This is a genomic window from Chryseobacterium sp. UNC8MFCol (assembly GCF_000482305.1).
Classification (GTDB): domain Bacteria; phylum Bacteroidota; class Bacteroidia; order Flavobacteriales; family Weeksellaceae; genus Chryseobacterium; species Chryseobacterium indologenes.
This window is the reverse complement of record NZ_KI535290.1, coordinates 658,641-673,898: the sequence shown is the minus strand read 5'-3', so window position 1 is coordinate 673,898 and position 15,258 is coordinate 658,641. Positions and strand designations below refer to the sequence as shown.

Sequence of the window (15,258 nt, the reverse complement as noted above, 5' to 3'; positions counted from 1 at the left end):
CTAACTCATGGGAAATCCAGGGAATGGTTTTAGAGGAATTATGAACGTGATTTTGCAAAAACCCGGAGAGATCATTACATGTCTCACTGTGCTGCTTTTAAGTGGATAAAACAAATGTACAGCATCAGGAATGTTTGAAAATAGTAAAAATCGAAATGGGTTATTCAGATTTCGGGTTGCATATATCCTGTTGGAACTTCAGATACTGGGCCGGCGAGATGTGTAAAAAGTGCTTAAAATCGTGGATGAGCTGGCTCTGGTCATAGTATCCACACTGGTCTATAATATTGAACCAGCTTATTTTGGTTGGTCCGGCACTTTCCTCTTCTATCAGTCGGATAGCTTTCAGAAACCTGAGGTAGCGATTGATTTCTTTCAAAGAATATCCGAACTGTTTTTTCTGCTTGTGCTGAATATTCCTTTCTGTCTGCTGGGTTTGTTCAGCAATCGTTTTCACAGGATTAAGGTGGTCCTGTTCAAAATTACTCAGTAACAGGCTTGTCTGGTCCCGAGCACGTAAGTAAGGCCTGCAGAAATTCAAAATAAAGTTAACCTGTTCTTCAGGTGATTGTAGGGTAGTAAGCTGATACCAGAGGTTGGCGAAACAATTTTCTTTCAGTAAATCATCAGGATGTTGTACAACATGGGATTCAATTGCCCCTTTGCCAAAAAAACGATAGAAAGCGTCGTCTTTAAAATTGGCCACCAGAATAGATGTTTTTGAAGGCAGGGTATAGTCAAAAGACTGTCTCACAGGTCCGAAAACCATACATTCGTCTACTGTGATTATTGTTTTTTCATGGGTAGACATAGAAACCTTTTCTCCGAAACAGAACAAGAGAATCGTCTGATAAGTAGGAAGCAGGGTTTTGGTCACAGGATGTTCAGAACCGTTTTCGGCGAAGTAAAAATGGGTAAACACATTTTCAAATTCCTGCGTTGCGGGAATTCTGTGTTCACGATATTCCTGTTTTACATTCTGCATACTCATTAAAGATTTTTCTGCATTTTAAAATTGGTAAGAGCAATTCCTTTTATAGGTACAATTTGCTCTTTAAGAACGTAAAATCCCAGCTTTTCAAAAAATGATTTCGCGGTTTTACTTACGTCCGAACGTATATATCTTTCAGTCTGTTTTCTGGCAGCATTTTCAATCTGCTCGTAAAGCTGGGAGGCAATACCCTGATGCTGATAATTTTTGTGAACAAAGAAAAGATCCAGGTAATTTCCTTGATCAAGTGTAGCAAAACCAACGATTGTATGTTCTGATATGGCTACCAAGACAAACTGTTCGTGGATGACTTTGAGCCAACGTTCATTATTTTCAGCGCCTGATCTCCATGCTTCAAGTTGTTCTTCAGTGTAATCATCTTTGCAGATACTGGTGATCGTTTCTGCAAAAAGCTGTTTCATTTCAGCAAGGTCATTTTCATTTCCCTTTCTTATGATCATTTTGATATCGTTTTCTTTCCGTCAATATATTTTTGTTCGTAAATTTTCTGCTGTTTTTCATTCAAAAGCGGATAAAACAGGTTCATCTGAAGCAATGCATAATGTTGTACTGCTGCTTCATTTTCAAGTTTTAAAATTAATCTGTTGTGGGTGAGCCAGTTATCTGCAATAATAAAAATCTGTTCCGTAAAGCTCTTCATGAGAAAATCAGGAATATCTTTTTTGAAAATATTATTTTTCTGAAAACCGGAGAATATCTGTTGAAACTCTTCTTTTCTGCTGAAGTTGATACCTTCGTACTGTGCTTCTATTTCAGGGATTTTATGTAATATATCTACAAAATTGATAAAGATAAAACGGTAAGAATAAAAAACCTCACAGCTTGAAAGAGTAAGCTGATAAAGATCTTCCAGGGTTTTGTTTTCCATTTTCTTCATCCCGTCCATGAGCCCGTCCATTTTTTGAGTCATTTCAGAAAAAAGAATCTTCAGAATGTCTTCAGAATGTTTGAAGTGATAGTGAAGATTTCCTGCACTGATCCCAAGTTCTGCCGCAATAGATCTTGTGGTAATGGTATTGTAGCCCTTCTCATTAAATAATTCCAGAGCTTTTGACAGAATCTTTTCTTTTGTGTTCATCCATCAAAGATAAAAAAATATAAGAGCGGATAAAAGTCATATTTCAATAATTAGAACAATTGTTCTAATTTGTTATATTTGCACTATCAAATCTTGTCACAATGGAAGGTAAAAGAAAATTTGATTATGAATCAGCTGCCCAAAACGAAAAGAAGAATGAACCTGCAATGCAGGATATTACAGCCAAAATTCTGCAGGTCATCATCGGGATTATTATGGCTGTTTTACATATGTGATGAAAGGGAAAATATCATATTGGTTTTGTCTTGGCCTGATTCTATGGGCTGTTATCATAGGATTGAGAAAAAACAGTATTTATCTCCCGGTTATCAATGAGTATTTTACGGATCTTATCACGGTTCCGATGTATTGCTATCTGATAGAAATGATCATGAACTTTTTGGGATATACATGGAAACCTGATGTAAAGTTTGTGCTCACTTCAGCCATTTATCTGTCTTTTTTGTTTGAAGTACTTTGCCCCCGGCTTTCCAATGTCTTTACTGCAGATTTTTTCGATGTGATGGCGTATTTTTCCGGAGGAATATTATATTATCTTTTTAGAATAAAATCATTCAGAAGGTTTAAAAAAGAAGAAAAATAAAGGTCCGGAGATTGATCAGTTAGGTTTAATTAAATTTTTGAAAGTATAATTCCCGTTACTGTTCAAGTTGTATGATAGAGCCCTTGTAAAATTTAGTCTGGTCATAGAGTTCAACAAAGTTGCGTTGAAGGATAAGCCCGTTTTTTTCTTCGAAATTTTTTTCTTTACATTGATTTTCGGCGAGTAAAAATAAAGTCTGATAATCCGATTTCAGGTAGTCGGAAAGGATATTATCTTGTTTCTTGTCTTTGCTGATAATCTCTGTAAAAAAAATTCCATAGATCAGAAACTGATTGAAATTCTGGGCATCAACAATATAATCAAGATGTTCTTTAGCCGATTTTTCATAATCAGAAAGGATCTGTAAAAACGTTTTTACATGCTCTGAGGTGGGAATTTCGTAGAAAAGATCAATTCCGTTGATAAAAAGCTGAGTTTTAATTTCTTCATTATCTGCCTGATAAATGGAAGAAAACCAGGTGAATATGTTAGAAAGTTCTTCTTTAGAAAGTTCTTCAACAGAATCTTTTATTTTATCTTTAATGGTGTCAAGATTACCTTCCGGTATAAACTTAAGAGCATCATCTTCTTCACGACAGATTTTATTGTACAAATTAATCTTGGCAATATTCGGGTTGGTTTTTATGAAATAAAGTTCTTCTGCCATAGCTATGTACCAAATATTTTTGTGGAATTGGTAACTAAAGATACAAAATAACATCTACAAAATAGTATGCATAGAATGGTAATGCGAAATAGTAAAATTTAAATTATTATTATTAAATATACTGAATAAGAGATTAGAGATTATTGTAATCACAGGGTTTGATGCAAAGCAATTCTGTTTCCTTCTGAATCTTCAAATTCTGCAACAGCAAAGCCATGCTTTTTATCTGTTTTCTTTGGATAAAGAATTTTTCCACCTTGTGTCAGAACTCTGTTTAAAGTTTCATCGATGTTTTCTGTCTTAAAATAGATAATCACGCCTTCTTTAGTCGGTTTATAGACCTCTCCTTTCGCTAATGCTCCAGTGATACCTGAATTCTTTTCTTCAAACGGAAACAGAGCCATTTCGTAATTATCGATGATTTCCTTCTCAAATGTGAAGTTAAAAACAGCAGTGTAAAACTTTTCTGCACGTTCCAGATCAGCAACCGGAATTTCAAAGTAAACAACAGGATTAGATCGGGTCATAATTTTTGTTTTGGCTGGCTCTTTCTGCAGTGAATTGCAAGATACACCTATCATTGTGAAAAAAAGAAAAATAAATTGTATCAATCTCATCTACAGAACTATTTTGTGTGCTAATATAAAAAAAATTATAGCTAAGGCTAAAAAATAGATAGATCTATCTATTTTTTGTATAGCTTTGTACAAAGTTTTCAGAATGAAAAAAGAAAAAGTTAAAGACCGGATCATCAGGGTAGCTTCAGATCTGTTTTATAAGCAAGGTTTTAATTCTACGGGAATCAACCAGATTATTGCAGAGGCCGGTATTGCCATAGGATCTCTTTACAATCATTTTTCATCCAAAAATGATCTTCTTCAGGCTTATTTACTTCAGGAAGAGCTGGAATGGTTTAACGGTTTTGAAGAAGGTACGGGTAAAATTTCTGATCCTAAAGAAAAACTATTGAGTTTGATCGATTATCGCATAAAACTACAGCGATCTTCTCAATTTGCCGGCTGTCATTTTATAAAGATTATTTCTGAAATAGGAGATACAAATCCTGCTGTTTCAGAGTTTGTAAAAAAACATAAAGAGAAACAAAAAGACTTGATCAGAACTATGGTAATTGAATGTGGAGGAGATGCAGAGGCACTTACCGGAAATATTTTTCTACTGATCGAGGGAGCTGTGGTCACCTCAACGATTACTAAAAGCAATGACGCTTTTGTTCAGGTGAAAAAAATTGTGAAAGATTTAGTATCCTAAGTTTTTTTGAATTAAAAAAAATAGATATATCTATATAAAAATGAAACGTAATCAATTAATAATTATAGTTGTACTTTTTGGTCAGCTATTAACCATAATGGATATTTTTATTATCAACGTATCCATTCCTTCCATCCAAAGAGATCTTGATGCGTCTCATGGTGAAATGCAGGTGATGATTGCCGCTTATCTTATCGGCTTTGCTTCTTTTTTGATTACAGGGGGACGGCTTGGAGATGTATATGGCAGAAAGAAAATATTTATTATGGGCTTGGTATTTTTTATGCTCAGCTCTGTAGCGTGTGGAATATCTGTAGGGGCTGTTCCGCTTATTATTTCAAGATGCATTCAGGGAATCAGTGCAGCGGTGATGGCTCCGCAGGTGCTGTCGATGATACAGATCCTGTTTCCTCATCATGAAGAGCGAACAAAAGCTATGGGATGGTACGGGATCACTATCGGGATAGGGACTATACTCGGGCAATTTCTGGGCGGATATTTTTCGTCTCTTACCATCATGAAAGAAGCCTGGAGACTTATTTTTTTGATGAACATTACTATTTGTCTTCCGGCAGTTTTCCTAAGCCTGAAACTCCTGAAAGAATCTAAAGACCCTGTCAGAAAAACTTTTGATATCCAGGGTGTCCTTATACTTTCAACAGGACTTTTCTGTTTTACTTATGCATTGACGTCATCGGAGCAGGAAGGTTTTACTCCGAAGAATATTCTTTCCATACTCGTATCGGTTGTGGTGATGCTGTATTTTTTTCAAAGCCAGAAAACAAAACTCCGGAACAAATGCTCTTACCTGATTGATTTTAAATTGTTTCAATACAAAAATTTTAACCTCGGCATTATAGCGGTGACCTTCTTTTTCATTATGCTGGATTCGTATTTTTATATTTTATCTGTGTTTCTTCAGGATGGATTACAAATAAACCCGTTAGCAGCAGGGGAGGTGATTGTATTCCAGGGTGCCGGCTTTATTCTGGCTTCGTTTGTTTCTCCCCGACTGATTTTAACCTATGGGAAAAATGTTTTGCTGCTGGGCCTGAGTTTGATTGTAATCGTTCTTATGCTGCAGATTTTTTTATTCAAAACCGGAACGCCTTTGTATATTTTTTATATTTTGCTGTTGTTGCATGGCGTGGGAGTCGGATCTGTCATTCCTTCTTTAGCGAATATTGCATTATCGGGACTGTCTGAATCTTTGGCGGGGAGTGCTTCGGGGGTTTACAATACTTTTCAGCAGGTAGCAGCTATTGTAGGAATTGTGGCTGTTGGAAGTATATATTATTATTTTCTTGGCGGGAAGTCTTTACAAGAGCATTATCAGTATGCTTTTTCAATAGCTGTATTGATTAATATTCTTTGTCTTTTTTTTGTAATGCTGGCTGTTTTCAAAGTTCCGGAATATGTTCTTCCCAAAAGAATTCGTCCCTGAGCATCCGGAACGGCATGCTTTGTTTAGTAATATGATAATCTTTTACTTCCTGCTATTATAAGTTTGTTTTTTCAAAAATGCCGATGTGAGTTTTGCTATATTTCTAGTGATTTCAGTAGGAGAATGGCAGTCGCAATTGCTGAGCCATGTGACGTAGAGATCTTCTTCCGGAAGGTAGACTCCCATGTTACGAATGCGATTAATCCTAATATTACTGATATTTGTTTACTTTTCTACAGCTATTAACAACATCATAGGACGGCGGAGCTCCTCTTTCATTTCAGGGATTTCTTTCAGCATGCTTTCGCCAGGCTGAGGTTCAATGATTTCCTTAAGCCTGAAACCACATTGTAACAGACTATTCAGGTAGGAGGTCAGGGTCCTGTGATATTTGGTCACATTCTCACCTAAAAATGTCGTATTTCTCTTTCCTTCTATAAAATAACGGTCGACCGGCCAATAGATTTTCTGCCCATCTTTATCATATGCCCAGTCCTGTCCACCTTCTGCAGTGAAGACCGGATGTTCCACTGAAAACACAAAATATCCTCCGGGTTTTAACCATCCATAAATACTTTTGGCGATGGGGTCAAATGATTCCACATAATGCAATGTTAATGAGCTGAGAACAATATCAAATGTGCTTTCAGGATAAGACACATCTTCCAGAGCTTTTCGTTCGTATTGAATGCCCTTCAGATTATTGATTTCCTGAGCTTTGGACAACATCTTTTCAGAGAGGTCAATTCCGGTAACGGATTCGGCACCGTTTTCAATGGCATAGCGGCAATGCCAGCCAAATCCACATCCGAGATCAAGAACTTTTTTAGCTTTAAAATCAGGGAGCATTCCTTTTAAAGTCTGCCATTCTCCGGCACCTTCCAGCCCCAATTGAGAACGGAGCATTTTTTCATATTGATCGAAAAATGACGGGGTATCGTATTTATTTTCTTTCATAGGATCAGTCGTTAGGTGAGATAAAAAAATCCTTTACCCGGGTAAAGGATTTCAAAATATAAATTATTTTTCGTTTTCACGCATTGCTTTGATCAAACGGTCAGTTCTTTTGTCTGCTCTGGCATTATTTAAAGATAATACAGCCCAGATCGCGGCAGGAAGCCATCCAATTACAGTGATTTGTAAAATCAGACAGATAATTCCTGTAATAATTTTCCCACGAACCATAAAGGAAAGGAAGGGAAGTAAAATAGCTAATAACATGGCGTAAGGTTTTAATTGATAATAGATTTTAATGAGACTGAGGATCAAAATAGGCTTTAAACGTAAGCGGATCCTCGGTTTTATCCTCAACTTCTTCAAGGTATTCCAGATACTCTTCCTGATGTTTTTCCATATAAATCAGTACCACTGCAAGATTGACAAATAAATTTTTGTCATTCGAACCCAGATGTAACGCTTTTTTTAAATAGAATAACGCTTTTTCATTTTCCCCCATATCAGAGTAAATCGCACCAATATTGATTAACGCTGAAGTATTTTCAGGCTCAACCAGCAAAATTTCATCCAGTTCCTTAACCAGTAAATCATTTAATGTATCCCAATGGTCTTCATTTTCCCATCTTTTAGCCTGGAGTTTTTTTACGTTTTCTAATCTTGATGTTATACTACTCATTTTTACAATTACAGAATTGATTCTTACCGTTTATATGTTATATGATGCAAATTTAGTATTCTATTTTTGTTAGCTGCCAAACGCTCTTTTCAACAGGCTTTCCACTTTCGGCTCGCTTCCTCTGAAATTTTTGTACAACTCCATCGGATCTTTTGTTCCTCCTGACGAAAGAAGAACTTTATATTTTGCCGCAATTTCAGGATTGAAAATTCCGTTTTCTTTAAAATACTGGAAAGCATCTGCATCCAATACTTCCGCCCATTTGTAAGAATAATATCCGGCAGAATACCCACCCTGGAAGATATGCGAGAAACTCGGGCTCATAGCGGTTTCAGCATTCAAAGGATAAAGTGTGGTGGCTTTGGTATACTTGTCTTCAAAGTCTTTGATGCTTTCTTTTTCAAGTTCTTCGACTTTTGTATGATAACTCATATCCAGGATTCCGAATCCGAGTTGTCTTAATGTCTGGTAGCCTTCCATAAAGTTTTTAGACTGCTCGATTTTTTCTATTTTTTCATCCGGCAACACTTCTCCGGTTTTATAATGTTTAGCAAACGATTTTAAGAATTCCGGCTCATAACAGAAGTTCTCAAGAAACTGTGACGGTAATTCCACAAAATCCCACTTTACGGAAGTTCCGGAAAGACTAGGATATTGTGTATTGGCCATCATCCCGTGAAGCGCATGTCCAAACTCGTGGAAAAGGGTAGTCACTTCCTGGAAGGTCAGTAAACTAGGAGTATCTTTTGTAGGTTTGCTGAAATTACAAACGATAGAGATATGCGGACGGGAATTTTCTCCATTCTGTATAAATTGATTTTTGTAGCTTGTCATCCATGCCCCGGCTCTTTTCCCTTTTCTCGGGAAATAATCAACATATAACAATGACTTGTACTTACCATTTTCTTTTACTTCATATACTTTTACATCTTCATGGTATTTTGGTATGTCATTTCTTTCTTCAAATGTTAATCCGAAAAGTTTTCCAGCCAGTCCGAAAACAGCATCCTGAACCTGGTTCAAAGGAAAATAAGGCTTCAGTTCTTCATCATTAAGGTCGTATTTTTGTTTGCGCAGCTTCTCTGCATAGAAAGCATGGTCATAACTTTGCATGTCATCAATACCATCAGCTTTTGCCAACGATTTTAATTCTTCAATTTCTTTATCAGCATAAGGTTTTGCTTTCGTTAAAAGTTCATGTAAGAAATCAAAAACTTTCACCGGAGATTTGGCCATTCTTTCTTCAAGAACATAGTCAGCATAATCAGTATATCCTAAAAGCTGAGCTTTCTGCTGTTTTAAATGAAGAAGTTCTTTGATCAGATTTTGGTTGTCGAATTCACCACCGTCAAAAGATTTTTTACCATTTGCTAAGGCCAGCTCTTTTCTTAATTCACGGTTTTCAGCATAAGTCATGAAAGGAATATAACTTGGATATTGAAGGGTAACTACCCATCCCTCCAGGTTTCTTTCTTTGGCTTCTTCAGCAAACTGATCACTAATGGCTTCCGGAATACCTGCCAATTGCCCTTTGTCAGTAATATGCTTAAAATACGCATTGGTAGAAGCCAGTACATTTTGACCAAACTGTAGCGATTTTACAGAAAGATCCATGCTGATATTTTTTAATTTTTCCTTGTCTTCTTCATTTAATAACGCACCGCTTCTTACAAAGCCTTTGTAGGTCTCATTCAAAAGCATTTCCTGCTCTTCATTAAGGTCGTATTTTTCTTTTTCGTCGTATACTTTTTTAATTTTATTGAAAAGGGCTTCGTTTTGAGATATTTTTGAAGAATATTCTGTCAGAATCGGAGAAACTTCCTGGGCAATTTGCTGAATTTCATCACTGGTCTCTGCCGAATTTAAATTGAAAAAAATATTGGAAACCACATCCAGTTGTTCTCCTGAATAAGCTAATGCCTCAATAACGTTTTCAAATGTTGGCGGTTCAGGATTGTTAACAATAGCATCAATTTCTTCTTCTGATCTCTGAATCAATTCCTTAAAGGCAGGAAGATAATCTTCATTTTTAATTTGGCTGAAAGGAGCCGAATGATATGGTGTGTTAAATTTTTCTGTTAAAATATTCATTTTTCGATTTTTATTAAAGGTAAATTTAATGATTCACAGGGGAATCTGAGCTTGAAAACTCAAAAATAATGCCTTAATGTACAGGTATGACAAAAATACACTATCTTTAATTTATCTTGTCATAGGAGAAGTTGGAGTGGAGGGAGAATATTTAATTTTGAACAAAAATGTAAACGATTACACAAGAAAATTAAACCTTAAATAATAATACTATGAAAACACTCTTAAAAATTATCGGCATTATCATTTTGCTGATTATCGTATACGCGATCTTTGCTATGCTGGCTTTCAGTAAAAATTATCATTTTGAAAAATCTGTAGTCATTAATGCACCTAAAGAAAAGGTATGGCAGCACGCAGGTTCTTTAAAAGCCTATAATACCTGGGACCCTTTTTCGAAAGAAATAAAAAATATTACCATTACATACTCAGGAGAAGGCAGTAAAATGGGTGATTCTTATCATTGGAAAGGTGATGACAGTGAAGGTGAACAATCAATTACTCAAATTGTACCTAACGAAAAGATGGTGACAAAACTTCATTTTATTAAACCCTTTGAAGGTGACGCGGTGAGCAATATAATTTTAACTCCGGAAGGAAACGGAACAAAGGTAACTTGGATGATCGACAATGAGTTGAATACCATGATGAAAATGATGAAGCCAATGATGGATAATAATATGGATAAAATGTTCGGACAGGGGCTGGCAGATCTTAAGAAACTTGCAGAGAAGTAGAATCTCAGAAAGGTCCTCACATATTCAATAGCGCATTTAAAAAAAATTATATTGAAGCTGTTTTCTGGTTGAAGGCAGCTTTTTTAGTAATAAAAGTCACTGTTGCTAAGTTTTTCTTTCTTTTTTGACGATAAATGATTAATAATTTTTATGATGGAATGAAAATGGATACTATTATTCTAAAAATATTATCTTTATATAAAGAATCGATTGTATGGAGAAGATTGTATTTGAAAAAAGTGATATCAGAGACTTTGTGACAATGACTATCGCAGAGAAAATAGAGAAGCTTAAAAATTTTATCGAATTTACTCTTGAAGCCAGCCGTGACATCAAGAAAACTCCGAAGTATGACAGCATGAGGGAAGAAATGCAGGAGGAGATCTATCAGATGCAGCGACAGCTGGGAGCTTTGAACGATCTTAAAAGAAATATGGCAAAAGTACTGAATACCTCTACGGAAAGAGTACAGCTTGGTTCGCTGGTGATTACCAATAAAGCCCGGTTTTATATTTCTGTATCCCTGGGAGAGTTCTTTTTTGAAGGAGACAGGTTTTATGCCATATCTTCGGAAAGTCCGATGGCCAAAAAAATGATGGGAATGAAATCTGGGGATGAATTTACGTTAAACAAGATCCATCAGAAGATTGTGGAAGTATTATAAGTGAATGATAATTTTTTTTCACAGGTTATTAATCATAAATCTGATCAATAGAGCTTCAAATGTATTTGAAGTTTTTTCTTTTTATGGAATACTTGTTTTAAATACAACAGATTGAATTCCATGTTGTAAATTTGCAGGTATGAATAAAGCATCCATTTTAAAAGAAATCATAGAGCAGAGAAGAAGTATTTTTCCAAAAGATTATGCTGATGCAGAAATATCTCAGGAAATTTTGGAAGAAATTCTACACTCTGCCACATTCGCTCCTAATCATAAACGGACTAAGCCTTGGCGCTTCAAAATATTCAAAGGAGAAGAAAAAGCTCAGCTTGCCTCAGAAATGCAGGCTATTTATAAAGCAACCCAGCCTGAACAGCTTTTCCTGGAAAAAAAATATAATGATATCGGTTTTAAAATCAATAAAGCTGACGTAGTCGTTTCTATCGTTGTTAACTTCAGCGGTATGGTTCCTGATTGGGAAGAAATAGCAGCTACTTCCATGGCCGTGCAGAACATGTATCTGACTTGTACAGCAAACAATATCGGCTGTTACTGGAGTTCCCCAACAATTGTCAACCACTTGAAAGATTCTCTCACTATCGAAGAAAACCAAAAATGTTTGGGGCTGTTCTATATGGGGACAGTATAGCATGTTTCTATGTAAGTAATGTGAAAATTTTCCAATATATCAATGGTTTAAACAGGTGCAAAATATTGTTATACCATTAGATTAATAAATTGTTATATTTATTAATTGTTCAATTAGAATTTTTATGTATCTTTGCACTCTTAAATATTTAACTGGGACGAGTTCCCGTAAAATTCAAACATTATGTCAGTAAAAATCAGATTACAAAGACACGGTAAAAAAGGTAAACCTTTTTTCCACATCGTGGTTGCAGATTCAAGAGCTAGAAGAGATGGTAGATTCATCGAAAAACTAGGAACTTACAACCCAATTACTAATCCAGCAACTATCGAGTTGAACGTTGATTCTGCTGTACAGTGGTTAAACAACGGTGCTCAGCCTACTGATACTGCTAGAGCTATTTTATCTTACAAAGGTGCTCTTTACAAAAAACACTTACAAGGTGGTGTAGCTAAAGGTGCTTTTGATGAAGCTGAAGCTGAGAAAAGATTCAACGCTTGGGTAGAAGCTAAAGATGCTAAAGTACAAGGTAAAGTAGAAGGTTTAGCTACTGCTAAAGCTGATGCTAAGAAAGCTGCTTTCGAAGCTGAAGTAAAAGTAAATGAAGCTAGAGTAGCTGCTGCTGCACAAGCTGAGGCTGATGCTAAAGCTGCTGAAGAAGCTGCAAACGCACCTGCTGAAGAAGTTGTTGCTGAAGCTACAGAAGGAGAAGCTCCTGCTGCTGAAACTGAAGAAAACACTGAAGCTTAAGAACAAACCCTGTTATGCGTAAAGAAGATTGCTATTTTTTAGGTAAAATCACACGCAGACACGGACTTGCGGGCAACGTGATCCTTAAATTGGATACCGATCAACCCGAGCTTTACAATAAATTGGAATCAATATTCGTTGAAATCAACGGATTATTGGTTCCATTTTTTATTGAAAAATCATCATGGAGCAAATTAGATGCTCTGAATCTTGCATTCAAAAACTCTTCTGAAGCAATGGTAGATCAGGTTTTAGGTAAAAGTGTTTACCTGCCGCTTACTACATTGCCTACACTTTCAGGAAAACAATTCTACTATCACGAGATCATCGGATTTGAAATTTTTGACCAAAATGATAATAACTGTGGAGTCATAAGATCTGTAAACGATCAGACAGCACAGGTATATTTCATTACCAATCTGGATGGAAAAGAAGTGGTAATTCCTATGATTAAAGACTGGATTCTTGAAGTAAACAGAGAAGAAAGATTCATTAAAATGGAACTTCCTGAAGGGCTTATCGATGTTTTTCTGATCCCTTCCAAGAAAGACGAATAATTGCAGTGAAGCAATAAATCCTCATCGTCATTTACTTTTTATTATATCACTAATTAAATAATTTTCTGAATTCTCCCGGAGACTGGTTGGTTTTCTGCTTAAACAGTTTACTGAAAGACTGCGGATGCTCAAATCCCAGCTCATAAGCAATTTCACTTACAGATAAACTGGTGGTGCTCAAACGTTCTTTTGCACAATCAATTAACTTATTTTGAATATGCTGCTGTGTATTTTGCCGGGTATGCAGGCGGAGCAAGGTCCCAAGATAGTTGGGTGAGATATTCATCTGCTCAGCAATGCTTTTTACGGATGGGATACCATTTTCAAGAAGGTTTCCGTTATCAAAGTACCGGGAAAGAATATCTTCAAATTTATATAACAGCTCATGACTCGATTTTTTCCTGGTGAAAAATTGTCTCTCATAAAAACGGTCAGAATAAATCAGTAATAATTCAATCTGACTAATGATCAGTTCCTGTGTAAATCTATCGTTGTTGGTCTGGTATTCACGTTCAATATTTTTAAAAATATCAACAAGAATTTTTTCTTCTTTATCAGAAAGAAAAAGAGCCTCTTTTACCTGATAACTGAAGAAGTCATAAGATTTAATTTTCCTCGTTAATGAAGTATTCCATAGAAAATCAGGGTGAATCAGCAATAAAAACCCGGTAGGTTCTACTTCAACATCCGGATTGATTTCAAGACTTAAATATTGTTGAGGTGAAACAAAGCACAATACTCCTGAGTCAAAATCATATTGTTGATGTCCGTAATTGAACTTGGGACTGACGTTCTTTTTCAGGCCGATGGAGTAAAAGTTCTGTATCCACTTCAATTCATGATCATCCACTACATACCGTACTTTGCTGTAATCTATAATGCTGATCAACGGATGCTCAGGATTGGGCAGACTACAAAAAGCATGAAAATCTGAAATAGAATTAAAACGGACGGGCTGTTTCATATTAGCTAAGGTAGTGGTTTTGTAAATAATATATAATGCATTGACTTAAAAAGCCTTTAGCTCCCCATACGTGAGCGAAGCTAAAGGATAATATGATCAGACTAAATCGCTGTAGAAACCGTAAGACTTTCCCATTTCTCAGCATCTTTCTTTAAAATATCAATTTTGTTATTCAGAAATTCCACTGTTCCTACCCCTAATAATAAATGGACAGGCGGATTTTTTTCTTTACTGATCCGGATCAGGACATCTGCTGCTTTTTCAGGATCATTAGGTTGATTACCATTGATTTCATTGAGGTGAGCCTGTTCCGAATTTCTTGCTGCTTCATAGGCCTGTATAGGGTTGGCTGGTGTTTTTACCGAATCTTTCGTTAAAAAATCTGTGCGGAAATACCCCGGATAAACAACCGTAGCATGAATTCCGAAGTCTTTTACTTCTTCAGCGAGTGCTTCCGTAAATCCGGCTACAGCGAATTTTGTAGAACAATAGATTCCCCAGCCTGGAAAATTAGCAGAATACCCTCCAACAGAAGAAATGTTGAAAATATTTCCTGATTTTTGTTCACGAAGATAAGGCATTGCATTCCTGATCACATTCAGCGTTCCGAAAACATTCACGGCATAATTTTCTCTTGCTTCTTCATCGGTAAGCTCTTCAAGAGTTCCGATCTGGCCGTAGCCTGCATTGTTCACAACCACGTCAATTCGTCCGAAATGTTCCACTGTTTTCGTTATAGCAGATTTAATATCGTTATTATCTGTAATGTTTACACCGAGAGGAAGAAAGTTTTCTGAAGTTTCTCCGAAAGCGGAAAACAGGGAATCAACGGAACGACTTGTTGCGGCCACCCGAAATCCTTCCGACAGTAATTTTTTAACCAATTCAAATCCTAAGCCTTTTGAAGCTCCTGTCACGAACCATACTTTTTTTGTTTCCATTTTTAAATATTTTTTTGTTTAAATGATGGGACAAAGATGGAAACTTACGACAGAGAAAATGTAGCCGGATCGGTGAATGATGTATCCAAATCGTGAATGATGATTATACAGAAAAATCTCAATCAATATTCACCTTTATCAAAGGGTTCAGGAAACGTTTTTTATCAAAGGATTTAATTCTTTTTCCGTAGAAACAGA

Annotated in this window: 20 protein-coding genes; 9 read left to right on the top strand and 11 right to left on the bottom strand. The window is 36.1% G+C overall.

Annotation, left to right across the window (positions count from 1 at the left end; genetic code table 11):
• Positions 1 to 160 precede the first annotated feature (160 nt).
• From M030_RS0117440 to M030_RS0117430, 3 genes are read right to left on the bottom strand one after another with little or no spacing between them, the layout of a single operon-like run.
• Positions 161 to 985 (bottom strand): helix-turn-helix domain-containing protein, encoded by an 825-nt coding sequence (locus M030_RS0117440; protein ID WP_027374676.1) that lies wholly within the window; start codon positions 983 to 985, stop codon positions 161 to 163.
• Positions 986 to 990: 5 nt separating this feature from the next.
• Entirely contained in the window at positions 991 to 1,452 is a 462-nt protein-coding gene (locus M030_RS0117435; RefSeq protein ID WP_027374675.1) for a GNAT family N-acetyltransferase, read from the bottom strand.
• On the bottom strand, positions 1,449 to 2,090 hold the full coding sequence (locus tag M030_RS0117430; protein ID WP_027374674.1) for a TetR/AcrR family transcriptional regulator: 642 nt from the start codon (positions 2,088 to 2,090) through the stop codon (positions 1,449 to 1,451). The genes M030_RS0117435 and M030_RS0117430 overlap by 4 nt, the downstream gene beginning before the upstream one ends.
• A 101-nt stretch (positions 2,091 to 2,191) precedes the next feature.
• On the opposite strand from M030_RS0117430, the gene M030_RS25990 reads away from it, so the two are divergent.
• A complete protein-coding gene (locus M030_RS25990) occupies positions 2,192 to 2,326 on the top strand; it encodes a hypothetical protein (RefSeq protein WP_262483298.1) in 135 nt (44 codons plus the stop codon).
• Positions 2,326 to 2,694: a hypothetical protein gene (locus tag M030_RS0117420; protein WP_027374673.1), complete on the top strand. Its 369-nt coding sequence runs from the start codon at positions 2,326 to 2,328 to the stop codon at positions 2,692 to 2,694. The genes M030_RS25990 and M030_RS0117420 overlap by 1 nt, the downstream gene beginning before the upstream one ends.
• Positions 2,695 to 2,749: 55 nt before the next feature.
• Here M030_RS0117420 and M030_RS0117415 read toward each other — a convergent pair whose 3' ends face one another.
• Both M030_RS0117415 and M030_RS0117410 read right to left on the bottom strand, forming a co-directional pair.
• Complete coding sequence (locus M030_RS0117415; RefSeq protein WP_027374672.1) at positions 2,750 to 3,361, bottom strand: hypothetical protein; 612 nt, start codon at positions 3,359 to 3,361, stop codon at positions 2,750 to 2,752.
• A 149-nt stretch (positions 3,362 to 3,510) separates the two neighbouring features.
• A complete protein-coding gene (locus M030_RS0117410; protein WP_027374671.1) occupies positions 3,511 to 3,888 on the bottom strand; it encodes a VOC family protein in 378 nt (125 codons plus the stop codon).
• Positions 3,889 to 4,081: 193 nt separating this feature from the next.
• On the opposite strand from M030_RS0117410, the gene M030_RS0117405 reads away from it, so the two are divergent.
• Together M030_RS0117405 and M030_RS0117400 are read left to right on the top strand one after the other, a co-directional pair.
• On the top strand, positions 4,082 to 4,630 hold the full coding sequence (locus tag M030_RS0117405) for a TetR/AcrR family transcriptional regulator (RefSeq protein ID WP_027374670.1): 549 nt from the start codon (positions 4,082 to 4,084) through the stop codon (positions 4,628 to 4,630).
• Positions 4,631 to 4,670: 40 nt separating this feature from the next.
• Complete coding sequence (locus M030_RS0117400; protein ID WP_027374669.1) at positions 4,671 to 6,074, top strand: MFS transporter; 1,404 nt, start codon at positions 4,671 to 4,673, stop codon at positions 6,072 to 6,074.
• A gap of 225 nt (positions 6,075 to 6,299) precedes the next feature.
• Here M030_RS0117400 and M030_RS0117395 read toward each other — a convergent pair whose 3' ends face one another.
• From M030_RS0117395 to M030_RS0117380, 4 genes are all read right to left on the bottom strand, one after another.
• Positions 6,300 to 7,031: a class I SAM-dependent methyltransferase gene (locus M030_RS0117395; protein WP_027374668.1), complete on the bottom strand. Its 732-nt coding sequence runs from the start codon at positions 7,029 to 7,031 to the stop codon at positions 6,300 to 6,302.
• Between the two features lie 63 nt (positions 7,032 to 7,094).
• A complete protein-coding gene (locus tag M030_RS0117390) occupies positions 7,095 to 7,295 on the bottom strand; it encodes a YqaE/Pmp3 family membrane protein (protein WP_027374667.1) in 201 nt (66 codons plus the stop codon).
• Positions 7,296 to 7,323: 28 nt separating this feature from the next.
• The gene (locus M030_RS0117385) at positions 7,324 to 7,707 is read right to left on the bottom strand and encodes a tetratricopeptide repeat protein (protein ID WP_027374666.1); all 384 of its coding nucleotides are present in this window, start codon (positions 7,705 to 7,707) and stop codon (positions 7,324 to 7,326) included.
• Positions 7,708 to 7,776: 69 nt separating this feature from the next.
• A complete protein-coding gene (locus M030_RS0117380) occupies positions 7,777 to 9,798 on the bottom strand; it encodes a M3 family metallopeptidase (RefSeq protein WP_027374665.1) in 2,022 nt (673 codons plus the stop codon).
• A gap of 212 nt (positions 9,799 to 10,010) precedes the next feature.
• On the opposite strand from M030_RS0117380, the gene M030_RS0117375 reads away from it, so the two are divergent.
• The 5 genes from M030_RS0117375 (at position 10,011) to rimM (ending at position 13,155) form a co-directional block, all read left to right on the top strand.
• Positions 10,011 to 10,535: an SRPBCC family protein gene (locus M030_RS0117375; protein WP_027374664.1), complete on the top strand. Its 525-nt coding sequence runs from the start codon at positions 10,011 to 10,013 to the stop codon at positions 10,533 to 10,535.
• A gap of 214 nt (positions 10,536 to 10,749) precedes the next feature.
• Positions 10,750 to 11,199 carry a hypothetical protein gene (locus M030_RS0117370; RefSeq protein ID WP_027374663.1) on the top strand — a complete coding sequence of 150 codons (450 nt, stop codon included), beginning with the start codon at positions 10,750 to 10,752 and terminating at the stop codon, positions 11,197 to 11,199.
• A gap of 139 nt (positions 11,200 to 11,338) precedes the next feature.
• Positions 11,339 to 11,848: a nitroreductase gene (locus tag M030_RS0117365; protein WP_027374662.1), complete on the top strand. Its 510-nt coding sequence runs from the start codon at positions 11,339 to 11,341 to the stop codon at positions 11,846 to 11,848.
• A 183-nt stretch (positions 11,849 to 12,031) separates the two neighbouring features.
• Positions 12,032 to 12,598, top strand: coding sequence for a 30S ribosomal protein S16 (locus M030_RS0117360; protein ID WP_027374661.1), 567 nt, complete (start codon positions 12,032 to 12,034; stop codon positions 12,596 to 12,598).
• A 14-nt stretch (positions 12,599 to 12,612) separates the two neighbouring features.
• Positions 12,613 to 13,155 carry a ribosome maturation factor RimM gene (gene rimM, locus M030_RS0117355; RefSeq protein WP_027374660.1) on the top strand — a complete coding sequence of 181 codons (543 nt, stop codon included), beginning with the start codon at positions 12,613 to 12,615 and terminating at the stop codon, positions 13,153 to 13,155.
• 49 nt (positions 13,156 to 13,204) lie between these two features.
• Here the strand turns inward: rimM and M030_RS0117350 are convergent, their stop codons facing one another.
• Together M030_RS0117350 and M030_RS0117345 are read right to left on the bottom strand one after the other, a co-directional pair.
• Positions 13,205 to 14,119, bottom strand: a complete 915-nt coding sequence (locus tag M030_RS0117350; protein ID WP_027374659.1) for a helix-turn-helix domain-containing protein — start codon at positions 14,117 to 14,119, stop codon at positions 13,205 to 13,207.
• A 101-nt stretch (positions 14,120 to 14,220) separates the two neighbouring features.
• Positions 14,221 to 15,060: an SDR family NAD(P)-dependent oxidoreductase gene (locus M030_RS0117345; RefSeq protein WP_027374658.1), complete on the bottom strand. Its 840-nt coding sequence runs from the start codon at positions 15,058 to 15,060 to the stop codon at positions 14,221 to 14,223.
• Between the last annotated feature and the right edge of the window lie 198 nt (positions 15,061 to 15,258).

Bases quoted from the DNA above. Each gene is read 5' to 3' on its own strand.
- M030_RS0117440 (WP_027374676.1), bottom strand. From the start codon at position 985: ATGCAGAATGTAAAACAGGAATATCGTGAACACAGAATTCCCGCAACG.
- M030_RS0117385 (WP_027374666.1), bottom strand. From the start codon at position 7,707: ATGAGTAGTATAACATCAAGATTAGAAAACGTAAAAAAACTCCAGGCT.
- M030_RS0117350 (WP_027374659.1), bottom strand. From the start codon at position 14,119: ATGAAACAGCCCGTCCGTTTTAATTCTATTTCAGATTTTCATGCTTTT.
- M030_RS0117365 (WP_027374662.1), top strand. From the start codon at position 11,339: ATGAATAAAGCATCCATTTTAAAAGAAATCATAGAGCAGAGAAGAAGT.
- M030_RS0117360 (WP_027374661.1), top strand. From the start codon at position 12,032: ATGTCAGTAAAAATCAGATTACAAAGACACGGTAAAAAAGGTAAACCT.
- M030_RS0117410 (WP_027374671.1), bottom strand. From the start codon at position 3,888: ATGACCCGATCTAATCCTGTTGTTTACTTTGAAATTCCGGTTGCTGAT.
- M030_RS0117370 (WP_027374663.1), top strand. From the start codon at position 10,750: ATGGAGAAGATTGTATTTGAAAAAAGTGATATCAGAGACTTTGTGACA.
- M030_RS0117375 (WP_027374664.1), top strand. From the start codon at position 10,011: ATGAAAACACTCTTAAAAATTATCGGCATTATCATTTTGCTGATTATC.
- M030_RS0117390 (WP_027374667.1), bottom strand. From the start codon at position 7,295: ATGTTATTAGCTATTTTACTTCCCTTCCTTTCCTTTATGGTTCGTGGG.
- M030_RS0117345 (WP_027374658.1), bottom strand. From the start codon at position 15,060: ATGGAAACAAAAAAAGTATGGTTCGTGACAGGAGCTTCAAAAGGCTTA.
- M030_RS0117415 (WP_027374672.1), bottom strand. From the start codon at position 3,361: ATGGCAGAAGAACTTTATTTCATAAAAACCAACCCGAATATTGCCAAG.
- M030_RS0117435 (WP_027374675.1), bottom strand. From the start codon at position 1,452: ATGATCATAAGAAAGGGAAATGAAAATGACCTTGCTGAAATGAAACAG.
- M030_RS0117405 (WP_027374670.1), top strand. From the start codon at position 4,082: ATGAAAAAAGAAAAAGTTAAAGACCGGATCATCAGGGTAGCTTCAGAT.
- M030_RS0117395 (WP_027374668.1), bottom strand. From the start codon at position 7,031: ATGAAAGAAAATAAATACGATACCCCGTCATTTTTCGATCAATATGAA.
- M030_RS0117420 (WP_027374673.1), top strand. From the start codon at position 2,326: ATGAAAGGGAAAATATCATATTGGTTTTGTCTTGGCCTGATTCTATGG.
- M030_RS25990 (WP_262483298.1), top strand. From the start codon at position 2,192: ATGGAAGGTAAAAGAAAATTTGATTATGAATCAGCTGCCCAAAACGAA.
- M030_RS0117400 (WP_027374669.1), top strand. From the start codon at position 4,671: ATGAAACGTAATCAATTAATAATTATAGTTGTACTTTTTGGTCAGCTA.
- M030_RS0117430 (WP_027374674.1), bottom strand. From the start codon at position 2,090: ATGAACACAAAAGAAAAGATTCTGTCAAAAGCTCTGGAATTATTTAAT.
- rimM (WP_027374660.1), top strand. From the start codon at position 12,613: ATGCGTAAAGAAGATTGCTATTTTTTAGGTAAAATCACACGCAGACAC.
- M030_RS0117380 (WP_027374665.1), bottom strand. From the start codon at position 9,798: ATGAATATTTTAACAGAAAAATTTAACACACCATATCATTCGGCTCCT.